The 23819-nt window shown below is 45.0% G+C and carries 24 protein-coding genes and 4 tRNA genes; 26 read left to right on the top strand and 2 right to left on the bottom strand.

Annotation, left to right across the window (positions count from 1 at the left end):
- The first annotated feature begins 17 nt into the window (after positions 1 to 17).
- The 9 genes from spoIIIJ to P4361_RS08875 all read left to right on the top strand — a co-directional run bounded on the left by spoIIIJ (position 18) and on the right by P4361_RS08875 (position 9690).
- Entirely contained in the window at positions 18 to 791 is a 774-nt protein-coding gene (gene spoIIIJ / locus P4361_RS08915) for a YidC family membrane integrase SpoIIIJ (protein WP_328089095.1), read from the top strand.
- Positions 788 to 1408, top strand: coding sequence for an RNA-binding cell elongation regulator Jag/EloR (jag, locus tag P4361_RS08910; protein WP_053356314.1), 621 nt, complete (start codon positions 788 to 790; stop codon positions 1406 to 1408). Before spoIIIJ ends, jag begins: the two co-directional genes overlap by 4 nt.
- A 395-nt stretch (positions 1409 to 1803) precedes the next feature.
- On the top strand, positions 1804 to 3180 hold the full coding sequence (mnmE, locus tag P4361_RS08905; RefSeq protein WP_053356315.1) for a tRNA uridine-5-carboxymethylaminomethyl(34) synthesis GTPase MnmE: 1377 nt from the start codon (positions 1804 to 1806) through the stop codon (positions 3178 to 3180).
- A 13-nt stretch (positions 3181 to 3193) separates the two neighbouring features.
- The gene (gene mnmG, locus P4361_RS08900; RefSeq protein WP_328089094.1) at positions 3194 to 5080 is read left to right on the top strand and encodes a tRNA uridine-5-carboxymethylaminomethyl(34) synthesis enzyme MnmG; all 1887 of its coding nucleotides are present in this window, start codon (positions 3194 to 3196) and stop codon (positions 5078 to 5080) included.
- Positions 5081 to 5096: 16 nt separating this feature from the next.
- Positions 5097 to 5813 (top strand): 16S rRNA (guanine(527)-N(7))-methyltransferase RsmG, encoded by a 717-nt coding sequence (rsmG, locus tag P4361_RS08895; protein ID WP_328089093.1) that lies wholly within the window; start codon positions 5097 to 5099, stop codon positions 5811 to 5813.
- A 136-nt stretch (positions 5814 to 5949) separates the two neighbouring features.
- Positions 5950 to 6804, top strand: coding sequence for a nucleoid occlusion protein (gene noc / locus P4361_RS08890; protein ID WP_328089092.1), 855 nt, complete (start codon positions 5950 to 5952; stop codon positions 6802 to 6804).
- Positions 6805 to 6967: 163 nt separating this feature from the next.
- Complete coding sequence (locus P4361_RS08885; RefSeq protein ID WP_053356319.1) at positions 6968 to 7741, top strand: ParA family protein; 774 nt, start codon at positions 6968 to 6970, stop codon at positions 7739 to 7741.
- Positions 7722 to 8567 carry a ParB/RepB/Spo0J family partition protein gene (locus P4361_RS08880; protein WP_328089090.1) on the top strand — a complete coding sequence of 282 codons (846 nt, stop codon included), beginning with the start codon at positions 7722 to 7724 and terminating at the stop codon, positions 8565 to 8567. Before P4361_RS08885 ends, P4361_RS08880 begins: the two co-directional genes overlap by 20 nt.
- Positions 8568 to 8955: 388 nt before the next feature.
- A complete protein-coding gene (locus P4361_RS08875) occupies positions 8956 to 9690 on the top strand; it encodes a DUF554 domain-containing protein (protein ID WP_328089088.1) in 735 nt (244 codons plus the stop codon).
- Between the two features lie 116 nt (positions 9691 to 9806).
- Here P4361_RS08875 and yyaC read toward each other — a convergent pair whose 3' ends face one another.
- Complete coding sequence (gene yyaC, locus P4361_RS08870) at positions 9807 to 10433, bottom strand: spore protease YyaC (RefSeq protein ID WP_328089087.1); 627 nt, start codon at positions 10431 to 10433, stop codon at positions 9807 to 9809.
- A gap of 400 nt (positions 10434 to 10833) precedes the next feature.
- Here yyaC and P4361_RS08865 point away from each other — a divergent pair, with 400 nt between their 5' ends.
- The 6 genes from P4361_RS08865 to rpsR all read left to right on the top strand — a co-directional run bounded on the left by P4361_RS08865 (position 10834) and on the right by rpsR (position 14587).
- A complete protein-coding gene (locus P4361_RS08865) occupies positions 10834 to 11628 on the top strand; it encodes a mechanosensitive ion channel family protein (RefSeq protein WP_328089101.1) in 795 nt (264 codons plus the stop codon).
- 76 nt (positions 11629 to 11704) lie between these two features.
- A complete protein-coding gene (locus P4361_RS08860; RefSeq protein ID WP_328089086.1) occupies positions 11705 to 11902 on the top strand; it encodes a DUF951 domain-containing protein in 198 nt (65 codons plus the stop codon).
- A 290-nt stretch (positions 11903 to 12192) separates the two neighbouring features.
- Positions 12193 to 13290, top strand: coding sequence for a redox-regulated ATPase YchF (gene ychF, locus P4361_RS08855; protein ID WP_328089085.1), 1098 nt, complete (start codon positions 12193 to 12195; stop codon positions 13288 to 13290).
- Positions 13291 to 13473: 183 nt separating this feature from the next.
- On the top strand, positions 13474 to 13761 hold the full coding sequence (gene rpsF / locus P4361_RS08850; protein WP_053356325.1) for a 30S ribosomal protein S6: 288 nt from the start codon (positions 13474 to 13476) through the stop codon (positions 13759 to 13761).
- A 25-nt stretch (positions 13762 to 13786) separates the two neighbouring features.
- Positions 13787 to 14296: a single-stranded DNA-binding protein gene (gene ssb / locus P4361_RS08845; RefSeq protein WP_328089082.1), complete on the top strand. Its 510-nt coding sequence runs from the start codon at positions 13787 to 13789 to the stop codon at positions 14294 to 14296.
- Between the two features lie 57 nt (positions 14297 to 14353).
- A complete protein-coding gene (gene rpsR, locus P4361_RS08840; protein ID WP_053356327.1) occupies positions 14354 to 14587 on the top strand; it encodes a 30S ribosomal protein S18 in 234 nt (77 codons plus the stop codon).
- A 338-nt stretch (positions 14588 to 14925) separates the two neighbouring features.
- Here rpsR and P4361_RS08835 read toward each other — a convergent pair whose 3' ends face one another.
- The gene (locus P4361_RS08835) at positions 14926 to 15369 is read right to left on the bottom strand and encodes a YtoQ family protein (RefSeq protein WP_328089081.1); all 444 of its coding nucleotides are present in this window, start codon (positions 15367 to 15369) and stop codon (positions 14926 to 14928) included.
- Between the two features lie 208 nt (positions 15370 to 15577).
- On the opposite strand from P4361_RS08835, the gene P4361_RS08830 reads away from it, so the two are divergent.
- The 11 genes from P4361_RS08830 (at position 15578) to P4361_RS08780 (ending at position 23789) form a co-directional block, all read left to right on the top strand.
- Entirely contained in the window at positions 15578 to 16516 is a 939-nt protein-coding gene (locus P4361_RS08830; RefSeq protein WP_328089080.1) for a YybS family protein, read from the top strand.
- A gap of 17 nt (positions 16517 to 16533) precedes the next feature.
- Positions 16534 to 18507, top strand: coding sequence for a DHH family phosphoesterase (locus P4361_RS08825; protein WP_062238076.1), 1974 nt, complete (start codon positions 16534 to 16536; stop codon positions 18505 to 18507).
- Positions 18504 to 18947 (top strand): 50S ribosomal protein L9, encoded by a 444-nt coding sequence (rplI, locus tag P4361_RS08820; protein ID WP_328089078.1) that lies wholly within the window; start codon positions 18504 to 18506, stop codon positions 18945 to 18947. The genes P4361_RS08825 and rplI overlap by 4 nt, the downstream gene beginning before the upstream one ends.
- A 96-nt stretch (positions 18948 to 19043) precedes the next feature.
- Complete coding sequence (dnaB, locus tag P4361_RS08815) at positions 19044 to 20408, top strand: replicative DNA helicase (protein ID WP_053356333.1); 1365 nt, start codon at positions 19044 to 19046, stop codon at positions 20406 to 20408.
- A gap of 172 nt (positions 20409 to 20580) precedes the next feature.
- Positions 20581 to 20724 carry a hypothetical protein gene (locus tag P4361_RS08810; protein WP_328089076.1) on the top strand — a complete coding sequence of 48 codons (144 nt, stop codon included), beginning with the start codon at positions 20581 to 20583 and terminating at the stop codon, positions 20722 to 20724.
- Positions 20725 to 20916: 192 nt separating this feature from the next.
- Positions 20917 to 22203, top strand: a complete 1287-nt coding sequence (locus tag P4361_RS08805; RefSeq protein WP_328089075.1) for an adenylosuccinate synthase — start codon at positions 20917 to 20919, stop codon at positions 22201 to 22203.
- 313 nt (positions 22204 to 22516) lie between these two features.
- A tRNA-Lys gene (locus P4361_RS08800) sits at positions 22517 to 22592 on the top strand.
- Between the two features lie 16 nt (positions 22593 to 22608).
- Positions 22609 to 22683, top strand: a tRNA-Glu gene (locus P4361_RS08795).
- 49 nt (positions 22684 to 22732) lie between these two features.
- Positions 22733 to 22808, top strand: a tRNA-Asp gene (locus P4361_RS08790).
- A 163-nt stretch (positions 22809 to 22971) separates the two neighbouring features.
- A tRNA-Phe gene (locus P4361_RS08785) sits at positions 22972 to 23047 on the top strand.
- A 160-nt stretch (positions 23048 to 23207) separates the two neighbouring features.
- The gene (locus P4361_RS08780; RefSeq protein WP_328089074.1) at positions 23208 to 23789 is read left to right on the top strand and encodes a glycerol-3-phosphate acyltransferase; all 582 of its coding nucleotides are present in this window, start codon (positions 23208 to 23210) and stop codon (positions 23787 to 23789) included.
- Positions 23790 to 23819: the final 30 nt, after the last annotated feature.

The following is a 23819-nucleotide window of genomic DNA, read 5'->3' as shown; positions in this document are numbered from 1 at the left end:
TTTAAGGAGGATGAGGAGTGCGAAAGAAATTAGGAATTACGTTTGCCTTAGTCAGTTTAATGGTACTGTTATCTGGCTGCAGCTCGACTAAAACGCCGATTACCCCCGAAAGTACCGGATTTTGGGATGAATATTTTGTTTATCCGCTCTCATGGGTTATTACACAGTTTGCTGAAATGATGGGCAACAACTATGGTCTGTCCATTGTGGTTGTAACGATTCTTATTCGTTTGGCTTTGCTGCCGCTCATGATTCAGCAGACAAGAAGTTCGAAAGCTATGCAAAACATCCAGCCAGAACTTCAAAAACTGCGTGAGAAATACAGTTCCAAAGATGCAACAACGCAGCAGAAGCTTCAGCAGGAAACAATGCAGCTGTTCCAATCCCAAGGGGTTAACCCTTTGGCGGGCTGTCTGCCATTGCTGATTCAGATGCCGATCCTGCTTGGTTTTTACCATGCGATTATGCGTACTCAGGAAATTAAGAATCACAGCTTCCTATGGTTCGATTTAGGTGTGCATGACCCTTATTATATCTTGCCTGTTGTTGCGGGTCTTACCACCTTCCTTCAGCAGAAAATTATGATGGGTGGCACGGACAACCCGAACCCGCAAATGAAAATGCTTCTTTATATCATGCCGGTCATGATTGTTGTATTTGCGGTTAATTTCCCTGCAGCATTATCACTCTACTGGGTAATTGGTAACTTATTTATGATCGTACAGACTTATTTTATTACAGCCCCGAAAAAGAATAAGAAAAATGAAATTGATAGGGGAGCTAAAAAGTGAAACAGATAAAGGTAACGGGAAAAACAGTTGAAGAAGCAGTTTCCACAGCATTGGCCGAGCTTCATGCTTCTAAAGAAGAGGTTGAGGTAAAAGTACTCGAAGAATCTAAAAGAGGGTTTTTGGGTTTTGGCGGAAAACCAGCTTTAATAGAAGTCTCTCTTAAACCAGACCCGGTAAAGCTGGCTGTTGCTTTTTTACAGGAAGTCACCGATAAAATGGGTGTGCCTGTTACCATTTCACTGAAAGAAACGCGGGAAGAAATCATCTTGGAATTAACGGGTGAAAAGATTGCCATTTTGATCGGAAAAAGGGGACAGACCCTTAACTCCCTTCAGTACCTGACCAATCTTGTAGCCAATAATCACTCGAGCCGCTATCTCCGCATCATCATTGATGCAGAAAATTACAGAGAACGACGCCGCGAATCGCTAGAAAGACTGGCTGTCCATACAGCTCAAAAAGTTTCGGCGACTGGTAAAGGAGTAGCACTCGAACCGATGCCTTCCAACGAAAGAAAAGCCATACATATGGCATTGCGAAACAATAAAAAAATAGAAACTACTTCTGAAGGGGCAGAGCCATTCCGCAAGGTCATCATCCGCCCCTTGAAAAAGTAAGATCTGCTCCGGGCTGATGCCCGGAGTTTTTTAGTTGGAAAAGCTGAAGTGTCCGGTTAGGCTCGACAAGCGCTGGAGCTCTTACACAGCAACACGCTCTTTGTGTTGAGGTGTGAGAGTGAAGCGACCTCGAGGGCCTGAACACTGAAGCTGGATCGTGGAAAAGCTGAAGCTGGATCCTGGTTTGAAAAGGAAGATACCCGCCAAAATTAACAAAACACCCGGCTTTTTTCATTGCCTTTTATATCCCTGCTAGGTTAAACTAAAAGGTATTGTGGATAATTATGTCTGTTTTTTTCAGGGGAGTTATCCACTGTGGATATGTTAGAAACGCAAATAAAGGAAATAATACAATAGATACAGTATGTTTTGGGTTTCAAAGAGAGGTGAGAAGGATGGAATACGATACAATTACGGCCATTTCCACACCGATGGGGGAAGGTGCTATAGCCATTGTACGATTGAGCGGCAGTGAGGCTATAGCCATTGCCGATTCTATATATAAAGGGAAAAAGATGCTTCAGGAAGTGGAGTCACATACGATTCATTACGGCAAACTCATTGAACCAAAAACGGGGGAACCTGTTGAGGAGGTCATGGTTTCGGTCATGAAAGGTCCTCGTACCTTTACGAGGGAAGATGTGGTTGAGATCAACTGCCACGGGGGTATTGTTTCTGTAAACCGTGTACTTCAGCTGGTACTCAACAATGGTGCAAGACTGGCTGAACCAGGCGAATTTACAAAACGCGCCTTTTTGAACGGCAGGATTGACCTGTCCCAGGCTGAAGCGGTTATGGATTTGATCCGTGCTAAAACAGACCGGGCGATGAACGTGGCGCTTAACCAGATGGAAGGGCGGTTATCCAAGCTGGTCGGAAAACTAAGGCAGACACTGCTGGAGACCATTGCACATGTCGAAGTGAACATTGACTATCCGGAATACGATGCAGAGGAAATGACTCATTCCCTTTTGAACGAGAAATTGACGTTTGTTAAACAGGAAGTAGATAAGATCCTGACTACAGCACAGCAAGGGAAGATTTTGCGTGAAGGCCTGTCTACCGCTATTATCGGCCGCCCCAACGTCGGAAAATCCTCGCTGATGAATGCGCTCGTTCATGAAAACAAAGCCATCGTAACAGATGTTGCCGGAACGACCCGCGATGTGATTGAGGAATACGTGAATGTAAGAGGAGTTCCCCTTCGCCTTGTTGATACAGCAGGAATCCGTGAAACTGAAGATATCGTTGAACGAATCGGCGTTGAAAAATCGCGAAAAGTCCTTAAAGAATCAGATCTTATTTTACTTGTAGTCAATAATAACGAACCTTTGTCCCAAGAAGACGAGAATCTTTTTGAAGCAGTAAAAGGGCTTGATGTTATCGTGATCGTCAACAAAACAGACCTTAAACAAGAAATAGAAATGGACAGGGTAAAAGAATTGGCAGGACAACATCCTGTAATCACCACTTCTCTCCTTGACGAAGAAGGAGTGGACTTGCTTGAAGAAGGGATCGCTCAGCTTTTCTTCCAGGGAGGCATCGAGTCCCAGGATATGACGTATGTTTCCAATTCAAGGCATATTGCCCTTTTGCAGCAAACCATTCACCATATAGATGAAGCGTTAAACGGAATAGATTTGAACCTGCCGATCGATATGGTTCAGATTGATATTACCAGGGCTTGGGAGATTCTCGGTGAGATTATTGGAGATACGGTTTCCGAGAGTTTAATTGACCAATTGTTCTCCCAGTTCTGCTTAGGGAAATAAAGGAGGAAGAAAAATGGGATATGATGCAGGCCGGTTCGATGTCATTGTCGTCGGAGCAGGCCACGCAGGGGTTGAAGCCGCACTTGCTTCGGCAAGAATGGGGGCAGAAACTCTGTGTTTAACCCTTAACTTAGATACCATTGCCTATATGCCGTGCAATCCATCGGTCGGCGGTCCTGCCAAAGGGATTGTCGTCCGGGAGCTTGACGCTCTTGGTGGAGAAATGGCCCGGAATATTGATAAAACACACATTCAGATGCGAATGCTGAATACAGGTAAAGGCCCGGCTGTACGTGCTTTGCGTGCCCAGGCCGATAAATTTCTGTACCAGAACGAAATGAAAAGAACGATGGAAAACACGGAGCATCTTACCTTAAGACAAGGTATGGTGGAACGTCTCTTGATCGAGGACGGCGTCTGTAAAGGTGTCGTTACGAAAACCGGAGCGGAATATCACGCTTCAGCTGTTGTTCTGACGACGGGAACTTACTTAAGAGGCAAGATTATTATCGGTGAGCTGGCCTATGAAAGCGGACCGAATAACATGCAGCCATCCGTTAACTTGTCATACCATCTTCAAGAGCTTGGTTTTCAGATGGTCCGTTTCAAAACAGGTACTCCTCCGCGCGTGAACAGCAAAACCATTGATTATTCTGTGACGGAAATTCAACCAGGTGATGAAGTACCCCGTGCTTTTTCATATGAAACAACGAAGTATATTACAGACCAGCTTCCATGCTGGCTGACCTATACCAGTCCTGAAACTCATGAACTCATTAATGGAAACCTTCACCGTTCACCTATGTATTCAGGGATGATTGAGGGTACAGGCCCGCGTTATTGCCCGTCTATTGAAGATAAGATCGTGCGTTTCAATGACAAGCCGCGCCATCAGATCTTTTTAGAGCCTGAGGGAAGAAATACGGAAGAAGTGTATGTTCAAGGACTTTCGACGAGCTTGCCTGAAGATGTTCAGCGAAAAATTCTTTCGACTATTCCAGGATTGGAAAAAGCGGAATTAATGCGTGCAGGCTATGCAATTGAATATGATGCCATCGTACCGACACAGCTATGGCCTTCCCTTGAAACGAAGAACGTCGAAGGGCTTTTCACTGCCGGCCAGCTGAACGGAACGAGCGGGTATGAAGAGGCTGCAGGCCAAGGGGTCATGGCAGGAATCAATGCGGCTTTAAAAGTTCAAAACAAAGAACCGCTTATTCTCAGCAGATCAGATGCCTATATTGGTGTGCTGATTGATGACCTGATTACAAAAGGGACAAATGAACCCTACCGTCTTCTTACATCTCGTGCAGAATACCGTCTGCTTCTCCGTCATGATAATGCAGACCTCAGGCTGACGGAAAAGGGATATGAAATTGGATTAATTCCTCAAGAGCGTTATGACCGTTTTGTTGAAAAGCAAGAAAAAATCAAACAGGAAATCGACCGTTTGGAGCATCTGACAGTCAAACCGTCGCCTGAAGTTCAGGAAATTCTTGAGGGGGCTAAAAGCTCCCCGCTTAAAGAGCCAATGACAGGAGCGACGCTCCTGAAGAGACCCGAAATTACCTACGATGTAGTGGCTCAAATCCATCCTTCTGAAACGCCTGTGGACGAAGTTATTGCCGAGCAGGTTGAAATTCAAGTGAAATATGCAGGTTATATCGATAAGCAGCTTGCACAGGTTGACCGGATGAGAAAGATGGAAAACAAAAAACTTCCAGTGGATCTGGACTACGGTGCAATCAACGGCCTGGCTACTGAAGCTAAACAAAAACTGCTTGAAGTCCGTCCTCTATCAGTTGGACAGGCATCACGGGTGTCGGGAGTAAACCCTGCGGATATTTCGATTTTGCTTGTTTACCTGGAGCAAGGGAAACTAGCTAAGCTTGCACGTTAAGTTTTTGGAGGACAAAATGAATATTACAACCTTTCAAGAAAAGTTGGCAGAGAAGGGTATCAGCCTTTCTCCCCGCCAGCTCCAGCAGTTCGAAGACTATTTTCATATCCTGGTCGAGTGGAATGAGAAAATGAACTTAACAGCTATTACGGATAAAGAAGAAGTGTACTTAAAACACTTTTATGATTCTTTATCAGCAGCCTTCTATTTCGATTTTAATCAGGAGTTAACGGTGTGTGATGTAGGTGCAGGAGCGGGTTTTCCGGGAATTCCGCTGAAAATCTGTTTTCCGCAAATTAAGCTCTCGATCTGTGATTCGCTGCAGAAGAGAATCACTTTCTTAGAACACCTTTCAAAAAAACTGGAATTAACCGATATTTCGTTGTTTCATGACCGTGCAGAAACGTTCGGACACCGCCCAGAGATAAGAGAGGCTTATGATCTTGTCATGGCCCGCGCGGTTGCCAGGATGTCGGTATTGAGCGAGCTTTGTCTTCCCCTTGTTAAAAAGGGAGGCCATTTCCTTGCTATGAAAGGCTCACAGCTTCCGGACGAAATGAAGGACAGCAAAAAAGCCGTTCAAATGCTGGGCGGCAGCGTAAAAGATGTTTATTCCTTTAAGCTTCCGGTTGAGAACAGTGACAGATACATCGTTCTGGTGGATAAAGTAAAAACCACACCAAAGAAATACCCAAGAAAGCCTGGGACGCCAAATAAGAATCCTCTTTCCTGATTCATAAGCCGAATGTTTCACGTGAAACATCCGGTCTACATATCCCGCGAGGAACAAAGAAATTTCAAAATCTGGCAGGAAAACTGATGGGCAGAGCGAAAATCTAAGATAGATAACAAAAGGTGGTGTCATTCATATGAAACATCCTTTTTCACGCTTATTCGGCATCGGTGAAAAAAATCAGACAGCTGAAGCTGAAGAGAAGAACGAAAATGAAGAAATTCTGCAACTCCAGGTCAAAGATATCCATCCGAATCAATTCCAGCCTCGTACCGTTTTTATAGATGAAAGAATTGAAGAGTTATCCCAAACGATTGAGACTCATGGAATCATCCAGCCGATTGTTGTCCGGCCATCGGGGGAACAATCCTATGAAATCATCGCCGGTGAACGGCGGTGGAGAGCAGTACAAAAACTGGGCTGGGAGACCATTCCGGCTATTATAAAGGAATTTGATGACTCTCAGACAGCCTCTGTTGCACTGATCGAGAACCTGCAGCGAGAAGAGCTTACCGCCATCGAGGAAGCCATGGCTTATGCGAAGCTTCTTGAGATCCACGGCCTTACCCAGGAGAGCCTTGCCCAAAAACTTGGGAAAGGGCAGTCTACGGTCGCCAACAAGCTCCGTCTGCTGAAACTTCCCCAGCCTATCCAGGATGCATTATTGTTGAAGCAGATCACAGAACGGCATGCAAGAGCTCTCATCATTTTAAAAACTCCAGACAAACAGGAAGCGGTCCTGCAGGAAATTTTAGAGAAGCATCTGAATGTAAAACAGACAGAAGAACGTGTGAAACGGATGATCGAAGGGGAAAATACCGAGAAAAAGCCTGTCGCAAAGAGAAAATCTTTCAGTAAAGATACTCGGCTTGCCATTAATACGGTCAGACAATCTGTCGACATGGTATTAAAGAGCGGATTGACGATTAACACGGAAGAAGAAGATCACGAAGAATTCTATCAGTTCACTATTAGAATTCCGAAAAAATAATGCAAAAAGCCCTTCTTATTTTGATGTGAGAAGGGCTTTTTATTATGTTCTCTTATAAAAAACTTTTTCTGTTTTTTTTTGATAGATTTCCATAAGAAAATGCAGATATTCATGATATGATAAAGGAAATGAACTCTCGTAAAGAATTGAGGTAGGTGTCATCGTGGCTAAAACCATTGCAATTGCCAATCAAAAGGGTGGTGTTGGGAAAACAACTACATCCGTGAACCTCGGAGCGTGTCTGGCTTATTTCGGCAAAAAGGTTTTACTTGTTGATATAGACCCGCAGGGAAATGCTACGAGCGGTGTGGGAGTTGACAAAGGCGATATTGATCAGTGTATTTATAACGTACTTGTTGACGATGCAGAAGTGAAGGACATCATTTTAGAAACGATTTGTGAAGGATTACATATATTGCCCTCTACGATACAGCTGGCTGGTGCAGAAATTGAGCTGGTGCCGACGATATCAAGGGAAGTAAGACTGAAAAGAGCTCTTTCTTCGGTCAGCAGCCAATATGATTTCATTATCATCGACTGCCCTCCCTCATTGGGATTGCTGACGATTAACTCACTTACAGCAGCGGATGCAGTGCTCATCCCGGTACAATGTGAATACTATGCGCTGGAAGGCCTGAGTCAGCTTTTAAACACCGTCCGGCTTGTGCAGAAGCATTTGAACACGGACCTTATGATTGCCGGTGTGCTCTTGACGATGCTCGATGCCAGAACTAATTTAGGAATCCAGGTTATTGAAGAAGTGAAAAAGTACTTTCAGGATAAAGTCTATACGACCATTATTCCAAGAAACGTTCGTCTTTCTGAAGCGCCAAGCCATGGAAAACCGATTATTATTTACGACCCAAAATCCAGAGGTGCAGAGGTTTATTTAGAATTAGCGAAGGAAGTGATTGGCAGTGGCGAAAGGGTTAGGTAAAGGAATTAATGCATTCTTTCCGGGTACAGAACTTGAAAAAGAGGATGCTGTAACTGAAATTAACGTAAAGGATTTGCGCCCCAACCCCTATCAACCGAGGAAAGTGTTTAGTGAATCAGCCATTGCAGAATTAAGGGACTCTATTATGGAGCACGGAGTTCTGCAGCCTATTATTGCAAGAAAAAGCATAAAAGGCTATGAAATTGTAGTAGGTGAACGACGTTTCAGGGCAGCGAAAGAAGCAGGGCTGAAAACCATGCCTGTCATCGTCCGTGATTTTACGGAGCAAAAGATGATGGAGATCGCCCTCATAGAGAACCTGCAGCGGGAAGATCTGAATCCGATCGAAGAAGCGCAGGCTTATCAAAAACTGATGGAGCACCTTAAACTGACTCAGGAAGAGCTGGCCGGCCGGGTAGGCAAAAGCAGACCGCATATTGCCAACTTTGTCCGCTTATTGCAGCTCCCGGAGCCTGTTCAGGAAATGCTTTCTAAAGGCGTTTTATCCATGGGCCATGGTAGAGCTTTGCTGGGATTGAAAAAGAAAACAAAAATGCAGGCTGTCGTCGAAAAGTGTGTGAACGACAAGATGAACGTCCGCCAGCTTGAGAAACTGATCCAGCAGGTCAATCAGAATGTTTCACGTGAAACAAAGAAAAAAAGCCAGGAAAAAAATATCTTCCTGATTGAAAAAGAATCGACTCTCCGCGATCATTTTGGAACCTCGGTTTCCATTAAACGAACGAAGAGTAAGGGCAAGATAGAAATTGAGTTTTTCTCCGATGAGGATTTAGAACGGATTCTGGATCTGATTGGAAAGCAGTAAAACCATCGCAGCGGTGGTTTTACTTTTTTTTAGATTTGGCTCTTTTCTAAAAGATTGTGGCTTTTGGAACATTTTCGCAAATAGCCTTCATTGCTATGTTGATTGGAGTGGAAGGTGCGAGACTCCTCGAAAATGAATTTCACATTTTCTTCGTGCGATATAACGCTGCCGAAGCCTTCCTTGTCCTGCGGGGGAAGCGGGACAGGTGAGACCCACAGGGCGAGAAAGTAGGCGCACGCGCCGGTAAGGCTCAGCGCACGCCCCGCGGAAAGCGAGAATCCTTTAACGGAAATCAACCATTCCTAAGGCAACGAAGGTTACGAAAACAGACTTAGATTTTAAGCTTGAAAACACAGCTTGTATATCAGATGAAAAGGCGGGAAAGACATTGGCATTATTAGGGACATTGGTGAACGGCCTGGCGATCGTAATCGGAAGTCTGCTTGGTTTGTTCTGGAGGAATATACCCGAGAAAACAAAAGCAACCATCATGCAGGCGATGGGGCTTGCGGTTATTATTCTTGGTATCGGCATGGGACTGAAAAGCAAACAGTTTTTAATCGTGATTGCCAGTCTGGCTATAGGCGGAGTACTTGGAGAACGGCTGGATCTGGAAGGCAAACTTGGCCAGCTGGGCGACTGGCTTGAAAATAAGCTTGGAGGAAAAGAAAAAGGCGGGATCGCCAATGCTTTTGTTACGGCTACCCTTGTCTTTGTCATTGGAGCGATGTCCATTGTAGGTGCTCTGGACAGCGGATTAAGGCATGATCATGCTGTACTTTATACAAAAGCCTTGATTGATGGGTTCTGTGCGATCTTTTTCACCTCTGCTTTAGGAGTAGGGGTAATCTTTTCAGCTGTTCCCGTTGTATTGTATCAGGGAGTGATTGCTTTGTTTGCTACCCAGATTGACCGCATCGTACCTGCGGATCTAATGAAGCAGATGATAGTGGAAATTACAGGTACAGGCGGAATCATGATTCTTGCCATCGGCTTAAATATTCTGGGTTTAACGAAAATACGGGTAGCCAACCTCCTCCCTGCGCTTCTCTTTACGATCACCATCGTTAGTATCGTCTATTACTGGGACAAGCTGTCTGGCTTTGCCGGAAGTTTAATCTAAAAAGGGGCTGTCCTGAAAGGCGAAAATTGACCTTCAGCAGCNNCGCGGAAAGCGAGCATCCTGAAGCGGAAATCAACCACTCCTAAGAGCAACAAAGGTTACGAAAACAGCTTTTTTCATTGAATGTTATACAAATCATCTTTTTTGAGCGGAAGAGGGGTGATATTCTTCTTCACCCGCTGGCTCATTGATGCGAAATAGAGGGAGTCTGCAATGAGTTCGGCCATTTTCATAACAATGCTCAGCCGGGTGTTCTGCAGCACGAAATATTCCATAAATCCGCTGACGTTAACGATTCCCGTCATGTGCATATCTCCTACCGGAGGAAGTTCTTTATTAACGCCGGCTCCTGGCTTCACCGGTCCATCGCCAATGGAAATCATTCCGACATGATTCAGCTTTCCAAGGCAGGCATCAATGCCAATGATATAAGCGTTAGGATGTTTTTTTTCAATCATTTTAAGTTTTTCTGAGAGGTTTACTGCGTGGACAGGTTGGTCCAGGGTTCCGTACACATGGAAGGGAAAGGCTTTGATCGCATGAAGTTTGGTTCCGACAAGAGGGCCCAGCGCATCGCCCGTGGATCGATCTGTCCCAATACAAACCACCACTACGGGTGTCGTTTGCGTGTTAGGAAGAAGGTTCCCAATTTTTTCTGTGATGACCATGCATGCATCTTTTTCCTCGTGGTGCATTTTATATTGAAAAAGCTTGTCGGGAACGAGCTTCCTTTTAAGGAACATAGAATCCACTCCTTTAAAATGTTACTACCAGTATACGGACTAAATGGCAATACTATACATGTGTGAAGCGGGTTACCAGAGGCTTTTTATGAAACCCGGCAAAGCCGGGCACCTGATTTCTCAGTAAAAATGCAGGAAGGACAAGCTGAAGGTCCATGGCCGCTTATTTGCTTATTTTGGGGTTAAGGGTTTTATACCCCCTTCGCTCCCTTTTTAACCTGAGCAGGCATAGAAAAGATTTCGTTTTTATTCGTTGAAAGTTCAACCGAAATTGGGTACATTAATGCATAGTTAAGAACATTATGGAGGTTGGAAACGAGTGGAAATACTCAGTGTGATCCATCAAGCAGATGAAATCTATAAACAGGTAGGAAATGGGGAATTATGGATTAATCTGGGCATGAAAGTGCTCAAGATTACTGCCATTATTTTCGGCTCGGTGATTGTCGTTAAAATTGTTCGAGCTGCCATAGACAATATCTTTAAAATCCGGATGAAAAGCCCGCTCCGAATGTCAGAGCGGCGAGAAAACACACTTATTCGGCTATTGGACAACGTTGCCGCCTATCTTGTTTATTTTATTGCTTTGCTGATGCTCCTCAGTGAATTCAATATTGATGTGAAAGCTTTGTTGGCAGGTGCTGGTGTCGTTGGGCTGGCTATTGGTTTTGGCGCGCAGAACCTGGTAAAAGACGTAATCACAGGATTTTTCATCATTTTTGAACAGCAATTTGCAGTAGGCGATTTTGTCAGGATCAATAACTTTGAAGGAACGGTGGAGGAAATTGGGCTCCGGACAACCAAATTAAAACAATGGACAGGTGAGCTGCATATCCTTCCAAATTCTTCCATAACCGAAGTGACCAACTTTTCTATTCATAACAGCATCGCCGTGGTTGATGTCAGTATCGCTTATGAAGAAGATATCGACAGGGCGCAAGCGATCATTGAAGAAGTCGTAAGAGAAGAAACACCGAAATATCCCGAGATGGTCGCAGAACCTGAAGTTCTTGGCATCCAGGCTGTCGCAGCTGCAGAAATCGTGATCCGGGTGACCGCAGAAGTGCTTCCGATGACACATTTTAAAGTGGCGAGGGAGCTAAAGAAAGCCATAAAAATAAAATTGGATGAAGAAGGCATCGAACTGCCTTATCAGAAGCTGATTTCTTACCATAAAACAGTTTCCGAGAGCTAATGGATAAAATTCATTGTCTCATTGCGAGTTTCTTTATAGAATAGAAAAAAAGCGAATGTTCGGGGGAGTGAAAGACTTGGAAGGTAAAGAATTCTTTTTAAACGATGAAGTAGAAATGAAAAAACCTCACCCATGCGGAACAAACCGCTGGAAGATCATCCGTATGGGAGCTGATATCCGAATCAAATGCATAGGATGTCAGCACAGTGTTTTAATCCCCAGAAAAGATTTTGTTAAAAAGCTGAAAAAAGTGCTCGTTTCACACCAGGAGTAAGAGACAGTCAGAGCGTTCCACGTGGAACATAAAGAGCAACAGAACCGGCCAATGCTTGGTTCTGTTTTTTTGATTGCATAGAAACGGCGTCCAGTTCCAGCGCTTTCAAGGAAATGAAGGGCTATTCTTAACATCCGAGGATCTTATCAGGGTGCTGGAGCTTTTCTTGCTTTAACTGGTTCGGCTTGTCTTTTGGCGGCTGACACCCTATAATTATGAAAGATGTGCAAACAAGTATGGAACGACAAAATATATAATCAAATTGATGAGATCAATGAGGAGTGGAATATATGGCTTTAACAACTGGGATTGTCGGTCTTCCCAATGTAGGGAAATCGACGCTTTTTAATGCCATCACGCAAGCCGGGGCTGAATCAGCCAACTATCCGTTTTGTACGATTGACCCGAACGTAGGAATTGTTGAGGTGCCGGATGACCGTCTGCACAAGCTGACCGAGATGGTCCAGCCTAAAAAAGTAGTGCCGACAGCCTTTGAATTTACAGATATCGCCGGAATCGTAAAAGGCGCGAGCAAAGGTGAGGGACTTGGAAACAAGTTCTTGTCACATATCCGCCAGGTAGACGCTATTCTTCAAGTTGTCCGCTGTTTTGAAGACGAAAACATCACTCACGTTTCCGGAAAAGTCGATCCAATCGATGATATTGAAGTCATCAATCTGGAATTGATTTTTGCAGACATGGAGACGGTGGATAAGCGGATTGTCCGTGTTGAGAAACTGGCCAAGTCAAAGGACAAAGAAGCCGTTGCTGAATTCAGTGTTCTTGTAAAAATTAAGGATGCGCTTTTAAATGAATTGCCTGCAAGAAGCGTCGAACTTACGCCGGAAGAAAAGAAAATCGTTTATGGACTGCATCTGCTGACCATGAAACCGATTCTTTATGCTGCGAATGTAAGTGAAGAAGACTTGCTGGAAGGCGGAAACGAGCATGTAGAGAAGGTAAGAGAATATGCTGCACGTGAACATGCTGAGGTTATCGTTATCTGTGCAAAGATCGAAGAAGAGATCGCAGAGCTTGAAGGCGACGAGAAAAAAGCATTTTTGGAAGAGCTGGGCATCAAGGAAGCGGGTCTTGATCAATTGATTCGTGCTTCATACTCATTGCTTGGCCTGGCTACGTATTTTACAGCCGGAGTTCAAGAGGTCCGTGCATGGACATTCCGAAAAGGCATGAAAGCTCCGCAATGTGCCGGGATCATCCATACAGACTTTGAACGCGGGTTCATCCGTGCTGAAGTTGTAGCATATGATGATCTGACTGCTGCTGGAAACATGGCAGCAGCGAAGGAAAAAGGAAAAGTAAGGCTGGAAGGTAAAGAATACGAAATGAAAGACGGAGATGTCGTTCACTTCCGCTTTAATGTTTAATAGATAAAGATGGAATCCGGGAAAAAGCTGAATGCTTTTTCCTTTTTTTATTCATGTCTTGTGTTTCGCTAGAGTTTTTGCTATAATTCTTTATTGTGAGTAATTATCGATTTTTATTGAAATGTTGATAGTTTACTCCTTGCCCTATTGTTGGGCCGTTTAGACCAAAAGGAGGTGACCGGAATGAAAAAGTACGAAATCATGTACATCGTCCGTCCAAATCTTGAAGAGGATGCTCTTACATCTGTTAAAGAAAGAGCGAAGACTATCCTTACTGATAATGGTGCGGAAATCGCTAACGAGAAAGAAATGGGTAAAAAGCGTCTAGCTTATGAAATCAACGACCATCGTGATGGCTATTACACGCTTTTAAGCGTAAATGCTCCTGTTGAAGCGATCAATGAATTCGACCGTCTTATGAAGATCAACGAAGATGTTCTTCGTTTCATGACAATTGCAGACGAGAGATAATTTTTAACTTTGAGGAGAGGTTCTTATGCTAAATCGTGTAATCCTTGTTGGACGTTTAACGAAGGACCCGGAATTACGCTATACTCCAAACGGTGTGGCTGTTGCTAACTTTACACTGGCAGTAAATCGATCATTTACGAATCAGCAAGGTGAACGCGAAGCAGATTTCATCAACTGTGTAATCTGGCGCAAGCCGGCTGAGAATGTCGCTAACTTCCTTAAGAAGGGGTCACTTGCCGGAGTAGACGGGCGCGTTCAGACACGCTCTTATGATAACAACCAAGGTCAGCGTGTTTACGTGACCGAAGTCATGGCAGAAAGTGTTCAATTCTTGGAGCCGAAGAATGCGAACGCCGGCGGAGGACAGCAGCAATACCAAAGCCAGGGCGGGAACAACTTTGGCGGACCATCAGGTGACCGCGGTTATGGCCAGCAGCAACAGCAGCAGAGCCAAAAGCGCAATAACTTTAATGATGATCCATTTGCCAATGACGGCACTCCAATCGACATCTCTGATGACGATTTGCCATTCTAAGACAACACATATGTGATCGAATAAATATAAAATTCAACAAGAAGGAGGGAAATACTCATGGCTGGACGTCGCGGTGGACGCCAAAAGCGTCGTAAGGTTTGTTTCTTCACTGTAAACAAAATCACTTACATCGACTACAAAGATGTAGATCTTCTTAAGCGTTTCGTATCAGAACGCGGAAAGATTCTTCCTCGTCGTGTGACAGGAACATCTGCTAAATACCAACGTCAATTGACTCGTGCTATCAAACGTGCTCGTTTCATGGCGCTATTACCATACGTAACTGAATAGTATTCAGTCTTGAAGCACGGTAAAGATTACTCTTTACTGTGTTTTTTTGTTTCGCAAGGCTATTTTCGTAACCTTTGGTGCTCTTGGGAGTGGTTGATTTCCGTTTCAGGTTGCTCGCTTTCCGCGGGGCGTGCGCTGAACCCCTCCGGCGCTTGCGCCTGCGGGTTTCACCTGTCACGCTCGTCCCGCCGGAGTCTCGCCCCTTGCACTCCAATCAACTGATCAATGAAGGTTCTTTACAAAAAGGTTCCCTAAGCAACAATCTTATAGAAAAGAGCCTTTCACAATAACATGAAAAAAAGCGGCAAAAATCCAAGGATTTGGCCGCTTTTTCATTTTTAGTTTTCAAAGATGTAGGAAAGTGCCTGCATCGCCTGCTGAGGGGTTTCCACCACAAGGCTGGCTTTGCTGGACAGTTCTTTTAAAGGATGGTGAAGGTCTTCAGGCCGGATCAAAATGAGCGGCTTATGCAGCGAGGCTGCTCTGGCGGCATCCATGGCAGTGTTCCATTGTTTGTATTTTTCTCCGAAGAGAGCGACCACTACATCCGCCTTGTTGATCAAGATATCGGTACGCAGGTTATTGATGCTTGATGCAGCTTCGTCTTTAAAGATGGCGTTCGGCTGTTTGCCGAGGATCTCTTCTCCGATGTTGTCGGACCGTTCATGGTCTTCCATCGGGCCAACAAAGGTTAATGGAAGGTTCATTTCTTTTGCCTGAGATTTGATCTGTTCCCGCCAATCATCGTGAATCTGACCTGCCAAGTATACTGTTAGTTCCATGCTATCTCCTCCTCTAAATCTAGAATACCGCATTCAGCCCGCGTGTAAACGGTTTGTCTGGTTCCATTATAACGGCCATCATGATAAGGTAGATACTGTTGTGTATGTTTTATTTGGCACGATGGGGTTAAGCTAATTAATATAATTGGATTTACAGCAAATAATTTACTACAATAAAGACCGTAGGCAATAAAGCCAGAGGTGAACCATGCGTAAAACATCAACAATCGTAGACGGAGCGGTTATGGCCGGCGTCTACATTATTTTAATGATTATCAGTCTAAACCTGCCGCTGATCGGTGCATTTACTTTCTTTTTGCTGCCTTTGCCCATTATCCTGTTTGTTTTCAAACACGGCTGGAAACCAGGGCTGCTAGTCTGGGCAGTTACTCTTGTGTTATCCGGAGGGATAGGGGGAGCCGGCGGCATCATCTACGCATTTCCTTCAGGCTTTGCCGGTATTGTGATGGGTGAACTGTACAAGCGAAAAAAATCGGCCTTTGGTGTACTGCTCGGCGGAAGCCTTGCCGGCATATTCAATCTGCTTTTGCTGCTTGTCTTTGCTAAGTATTTATTGCATTTTAATCTCGTAAAAGTAACCCAGGGGCGATTTAACGAAATTATTGATCAAGCCGCACAGTTCTATAAAGATGGCGGCCCCGAAACGGCGAGGCTTGACCTTTTGCGTGAACAGGTGGCTATGATTCCGTATATGCTGCCGATCTCTATTATTATAGGAGCCGTGCTCTCTACATTATTGACGCAGTGGCTGGCTTCACTTGTATTAAAAAGAATGAGGATGGAATACAGGACGTTTCCGCCGTTCCGGGAGTGGGCGTTTCCAAAATCATTTTTGTGGTATTATATTTTAGCCCTTGTCTTGACCTTAACAAGGCCTGAACATGGGTCTGGACTCTACATTCTTACGATTAATCTATATATTATTTTGTCCCTCGTACTTGTTGTACAAGGGCTTACCGTTATCTTTAGTTATGCCAAGAAAAAGCAATGGCCCAAAGCCCTTCCCGTTTTTCTAGCTGTTCTAGTAATATTTACTTCCTCCTTTCTGCCAATTCTTATGGAAGTCGTTAAATTCTTAGGTATAATTGACTTAGGGTTCGAATTAAAGAAACGGATAAATACCTGATAGTAGGAGCTGAAAGTATGCCTAAGTTTTTATTAAAACGGTGGCATGGTTATCCCGTGATAGCCTTGTTCGTCATATCGGTCCTTTTTGTAAGCATCATTACGTACTATCAATGGATAATTGGAGCAGTTGGTTTTCTTTTATTAGGCTTGCTCTTCTATTTCGTAATGCGGGCCGAAAATTCTTTCCAGGAAGAGTTGGGCGATTATATCTCCACCCTCTCCCATCGCATCAAAAAGGTCGGAGAAGAAGCTCTGATGGAAATGCCGATCGGAATCATTCTGTATGACGAAGATTATAAAATTGAATGGGCGAATCCTTTTATGGGGGCATGGGTTGAAGAAGAGGCTTTTATCGGCCACTCGCTTAATCTTATTTCCGAAGATTTAGTGCCGTTTATAAAAAGTGATGCGCTTGAAGAAATCGTAATCTTAAAATCAAGGAAGTTTGTAGTCCATTTCAAAAAAGAGGAACGGCTCCTCTATTTCTTTGATGTTACAGAGCAAATTGAAGTTGAGCGGATGTATGAAGAAGAACAGACATGCATCGGGATCATCTACCTTGATAACTATGAAGAGGTAACACAGGGACTTGACGACCAGTTCCGTTCCAGCATTAACTCCAAGGTCACCTCCATTTTGAACAAGTGGGCCAATGACCATGGAATCTTCTTAAAACGCACGTCTTCAGAGCGCTTTTTGGCCGTTTTCAACCAGCGGATCTTAAGTGAGCTTGAAAAAAACCGCTTTTCCGTCCTGGATGAAGTAAGGGATTCGACCACAAAGGAAAACGTTCCTCTTACCTTGAGTGTTGGTGTTGCCTCAGGACCGTCTGCATTGCCCGAGCTGGGACAGCTGGCGCAATCGAGTCTTGATCTGGCACTGGGACGCGGAGGAGACCAGGTGGCGATTAAACAGCAGAATGGAAAAGTCCGTTTCTATGGCGGAAAGACCAATCCTGTGGAAAAAAGAACGAGAGTGCGTGCACGTGTGATATCCCACGCCTTGAGCGAGCTTGTTCTCGACAGCGACAAAGTAATCATCATGGGCCACAAAAGCCCTGACATGGATTCTATGGGATCGGCGATGGGAATATTGAAAGTGGCTCAGGTCAACGGTAAAGATGGTTATATCGTGCTCGATACATCTGATCTTGATACTGGTGTCCAGCGGTTGATGAATGAGATCAAAGGTACAGACTCACTTTGGAAACATTTCATCACACCGGAAGAAGCGCTTGAGATCTCAACAGCCGGCACGCTGCTGGTTGTCGTGGATACCCACAAACCCTCGATGGTCATGGAAGAGCGTCTTCTTTCCAAGCTCGATCATGTCGTTGTGATTGATCATCACCGGCGCGGAGAGGAATTTATCGCAGATCCGGTTCTCGTCTATATGGAGCCTTATGCATCCTCTACAGCAGAGCTGGTGACCGAGCTTCTGGAATATCAGCCTAAACGGCTTAAAATGCGTATGCTTGAAGCCACTGCCCTGCTCGCGGGGATTATCGTGGATACGAAAAGCTTTACACTGCGCACTGGTTCACGGACGTTTGATGCGGCCTCCTACTTAAGGGCCCATGGAGCAGATACCATACTCGTTCAGAAGTTCCTAAAAGAAGATCTGGAAACCTATAACAAACGTTCAAAACTGATTGAAAATGCTGTAGCCTATAAAAATGGAATTGTCATATCCAAAGCAGAGCCAAGCGAAGAATGCGGCCAGGTGCTTATTGCACAGGCTGCGGATATCCTGCTTTCCATGAACGATGTGAGCGCATCCTTCGTTATTGCCAAAAGACATGATCAAAAGATCAGCATAAGCGGCCGTTCTCTGGGGGATGTAAACGTGCAGATGATAATGGAAGGCTTGGGAGGCGGCGGACACTTAACCAATGCGGCCTGCCAGCTTGAGAACGAAACATTGGATGGCGCCGAGAAAAAACTTAAAGCTATTATCGACGAGTATTTTGAAGGGGGAGAAGAAGAATGAAAGTAGTTTTTCTTAAAGATGTTAAAGGTAAAGGAAAAAAAGGGGAAATAAAAAACGTTTCCGAGGGCTATGCACGAAACTATTTATTGCCCAACAACCTTGCAACTGAAGCGACAAAAGGAGCTCTCTCCGTCGTAGAAGGCCAAAAGAAAAGCGAAGAGAAAAAAGCGGCAGCCGTCCTGGAAGAAGCCAAGCAGTTAAAAGAAAAGCTTGATGAAATGACGGTTGAACTCAAAACCAAATCAGGAGAGGGCGGCCGTGTCTTCGGATCCGTCACAAGCAAACAAATTGCAGACGGCCTAAAGAAAATGAACATTACCATCGATAAACGAAAAATCGATCTGACAAATCCGATCCGATCTTTAGGATATACAGATGTACCCGTTAAGCTTCACCCTGAAGTAACTGGTACGATCAAAGTACATGTAGTTGAAGAATAAGCAGAATGACTGGGACCGGGTTCAACCGGTCTCATCTGCTGTAAACAGGATATTCCCTGCTGATTGCAGCAGGTTATCTTTTCAGGAGGAAGTATTATGAGTGATCTTTTTGTTGATCGCATTCCACCACAGAATATAGAGGCCGAACAGGCGGTCCTGGGAGCTGTTTTTCTGGAGCCCGAAGCATTGGTTACCGCTTCAGAGATTTTGATCCCAGAGGACTTTTACCGCGCCTCACATCAGCGTATCTATCAGGTGATGCTTGATCTGTCAGAGAAAGGGGAGCCCGTCGACCTTATTACGGTCACCTCCGATCTTGCTGACCGGAAGCTGCTCGACGAAATCGGCGGCGTCTCCTATTTAAGTGACCTGGCAAACAGTTCACCGACCGCGGCCAATATTGATTACTACAGTAAGATTGTCGAAGAAAAATCCCTGCTCCGCAGGCTTATTCGTGCAGCCTCGGAAATTGCAGCAAACGGCTACGCCCGTGAAGAAGAAGTAGAAGCTGTCCTGAATGAGGCGGAAAAGTCGATCCTGGAAGTGGCCAACCGTAAAAACGGGGGAGCCTTTATCTCCATCAAAGACGTGCTTGTCGCGGCCTATGACAATATTGAACAGCTTCATAATCGTAAAGGTGACATTACCGGGATCCCGACCGGATTTGCTGACTTGGACCGCATGACTGCAGGTTTTCAGCGAAATGACCTGATCATCGTCGCAGCCCGTCCTTCCGTAGGTAAAACGGCCTTCGCTCTGAATATCGCGCAGAACGTGGCCACCAAAACAGAAGAAAATGTGGCGATCTTCAGTCTGGAGATGGGTGCCGAGCAGCTCGTCATGCGTATGCTTTGTGCGGAAGGAAATATCGATGCACAGCGTCTCCGTACCGGTTCCCTTGTCCCGGAAGACTGGCAGAAATTAACGATGGCGATGGGAAGCCTCTCGGCAGCAGGCATCTTTATCGATGACACACCAGGTGTACGAATTGGAGATATCCGTTCCAAATGCCGCCGTCTCAAACAGGAAAAAGGCCTTGGCATGATCCTGATTGACTATTTGCAGCTCATCCAGGGGAACGGCAGAGCGGGCGAAAACAGGCAGCAGGAGGTTTCTGAAATCTCACGTTCCCTGAAGGCACTTGCCCGTGAACTTCAGGTACCTGTCATCGCGCTCTCCCAGCTTTCCCGTGGCGTAGAATCCCGCCAGGATAAACGCCCGATGATGTCTGATATCCGTGAATCAGGAAGTATCGAGCAGGATGCCGATATCGTAGCATTCCTATACCGTGATGATTACTATGACAAAGAGTCAGAAAGCAAGAACATCATCGAAATCATTATCGCCAAGCAGCGTAACGGCCCAACCGGCACCGTCGAACTCGCCTTCGTCAAAGAATACAACAAATTCGTGAACCTCGACCGGAGGCATGACGAAAGCAGTATGCCATCCGGCGCATAAAATAGATCAAAAACAGGCATTCTCAAGTTATGAGAGTGTCTGTTTTTTTTATGTGGGTCAGGATGAGGATAGAGGGAGAGGGCAGCGGGTGTCTGCGGGTTGCTCTCGCCAGGGCTTGTGGTAGGAGTACTAGGAGCTCGCTAGTTTACCATAATGGGGTTTTGGCGGGTAAATGTCCGATTTCCGCGGGTATTTTATTATTTTGGCGGGTATTTACTTCATTTCCGCGGGTAAACGGTCCATCAGCCAAAAAGAAGTGCCTGCTGCTGCTAAAACAGCCCCTCTAAAGCCCGTCATCAGCGCTGAGGAGCCGTAAAGGACAAAGCCCTTTACGCTCCTCCACCCACCCACACAAACACGAACGGAAAAACTGTAAATATTTTATAATGTTCGGGTTTTGTTGACTTTCACCTCGAATATTGATAAACTAAGCATGGTTTTTTAAATTACTAGTAATAATGATAGAATCTATAACAGAGTTTAAAGTTCACTTGGAGGTGCTGGTGTAATGTCATCCGTAGTTGTTGTCGGAACGCAATGGGGAGATGAAGGTAAAGGGAAAATTACCGATTATCTTTCTGAAAAAGCAGAAGTGGTAGCCCGTTATCAAGGTGGTAACAATGCAGGGCATACGATCGTGTTTAACGGAAAGAAGTATAAGCTTCATTTAATTCCATCAGGGATTTTTTATAGCGATAAGATCTGTGTGATCGGAAACGGTATGGTTATCGATCCAAAAGCGCTTGTAGAAGAGCTGAAGTATTTGCACGATCTTGGTGTTCACACAGAAAACCTAAGAATTTCCAACCGCGCGCATGTGATCCTTCCTTACCATCTTCGCCTTGATGTCCTGGATGAGGAAAGCAAGGGAGCCAACAAAATCGGAACAACGAAAAAAGGGATCGGACCTGCATACATGGACAAAGCGGCACGAATCGGTATCCGTATTGCAGACCTTTTGGACAAAGAAGTTTTCGAAGAGAAGCTTGAAAGAAACCTGGCTGAAAAGAATCGCCTGTTTGAAAAAATCTACGAATCAGAAGGATTCACGAAAGAAGAAATCCTTGATGAATATTACGCATATGGCCAGCAGTTTGCAAAGTATGTATGCGATACTTCTGTTGTACTTAATGATGCGCTTGATGAAGGACGCCGTGTTCTTTTTGAAGGTGCACAAGGTGTCATGCTTGATATCGACCAAGGTACTTATCCGTTCGTTACCTCATCCAACCCAATCGCAGGGGGAGTAACAATCGGTTCTGGTGTCGGACCATCTAAAATCCACCATGTTGTCGGTGTTTGCAAATCGTATACGACGCGTGTTGGTGACGGCCCGTTCCCAACTGAGCTGAATGATGAAATCGGGAACCAAATTCGTGAAGTTGGGCGTGAGTATGGAACGACAACTGGACGTCCGCGCCGTGTCGGCTGGTTTGATTCTGTCGTTGTCCGCCATGCACGCCGTGTGAGCGGTTTGACTGACCTTTCCCTGAACTCCATCGATGTGCTTACTGGCATTGAGAAATTGAAAATCTGTGTCGCTTATAAATACAGAGGTGAAATCATCAATGAATTCCCTGCAAGCCTTAAAATTCTAGGCGAATGTGAGCCTGTCTATGAAGAGCTTCCAGGCTGGACAGAAGACATCACTGGAGCTAAAACGTTGAGTGAGCTTCCGGAAAACGCTCGTCACTATGTAGAACGCGTATCACAGCTGACTGGTATTCCGCTAACGATCTTCTCTGTAGGACCTGACCGTAACCAAACGAACATGGTCCGCGGTGTGTTTGTTTAATATCATTAGAAAATTGATGAACCGGCCCTGTATGTGGGGCCGGTTTTTGTTTTGAGGAAAATCTGGTTCATGGGGTGCCGCTAGTTGACCATAATCCCAGTTTGGCCAGTAAAATGGAGAAAATGGTCAGTAAATCATGAGTTTTGGCTAGTAAAGGAGGAATGAGGGCATTGGACACTGAATTTCCGCACTGAATTAACCTTTTAAACGAAGAAAATACTTAATTCTACAATTTTTTTAAAAAACTGCTTGCCAAAAAAGAGAAAATGATGATATGATAACTCTTGTCGTGTTAAAACGACTTTTACAGTAAGAGCCATTAGCTCAGTTGGTAGAGCATCTGACTTTTAATCAGAGGGTCGAAGGTTCGAGTCCTTCATGGCTCACCATTTTTTCTTATAGAGTGGCCCGTTGGTCAAGCGGTTAAGACACCGCCCTTTCACGGCGGTAACACGGGTTCGAATCCCGTACGGGTCACCAAGTTATTTTCATGACAATGAAAAAACCCCAGTTATTAATTTTATTTTTTGGACTCGTGGTGTAGTGGTTAACATGCCTGCCTGTCACGCAGGAGATCGCCGGTTCGACCCCGGTCGGGTCCGCCATTTTTTTCTTGATTTTTACAGAACTACTAAATCTCTCGGCTTGATAGCTCAGTCACGAGCAACACAATGTGATTAAGCAGCGAGTTGTCTCGACGGATACCCATCGTCAGATTCACATGCAGAGGAAGAGACAGGGACCGACGGACAGAAATTACTAAATCTTGGCTCGATAGCTCAGTCGGTAGAGCAGAGGACTGAAAATCCTCGTGTCGGCGGTTCGATTCCGTCTCGAGCCACCATTTTACTTACAATTACTATACCTGATCGATCATGACAAAAGGCATGCAGCTACCATTCTGCATGCCTTTTTAATACACTCTTTGATTTTTACACCAATAGCGGGCGGTGCCCATATAGTAAGAACAAAGGAAGAATAGCCGTTGGAAGGAAGACAGATATATGGGCACGATTCAGCTGGTTCTCTATTTGATCACGTGTTATTTTATCGGAAACATTATGACAGGATATCTTGTTGCTAAATGGTTAAAGGGAGTCGATCTCAGAACTGAGGGAACAGGAAATATTGGGGCTCGAAATGCCGGCCGCGTAATCGGGCCTTGGGGATTTATTCTGACGCTTGCAGGAGACCTGCTCAAGGCAGCTCTGGCTGTTCAGCTGGCAAAATCCTATTTTGGCCTCCCTCCGACCCTGCAGCTGGCCGCTTTCTTCATGGTCATAGCGGGCCATCTATGGCCTGTTGCGCTTAAGTTTCATGGCGGCAAAGGAGTAGCATCCTTTATTGGCGGAATTCTTGTTTTTGATTGGAAAATCGCGGCGGCGGCAGCTGTACTGTTCCTCCTCCTTTTTGCCATCAGAAGAAGTTTGACCGTAGCGGGGCTCATTGCGTTTCTGGCGGTGCCGATTCTGCATTATGCCTTTTATCAGATGCTGAGGGTTGCCCTTCTGCTCCTGTTGATCTCTGTGCTTGTCGTGTATGTGCAAAAAGATGATTTAGCGCTCCGCTTTACGGGGAAATCATGAATGATCCTCTTTTTAAAAAGGAGGATTATT

The organism is Fictibacillus sp. B-59209 (genome assembly GCF_036216745.1).
Classification (GTDB): Bacteria; Bacillota; Bacilli; order Bacillales; family Fictibacillaceae; genus Fictibacillus_C; species Fictibacillus_C marinisediminis.
This window is presented reverse-complemented; position numbering and strand designations above follow the sequence as displayed.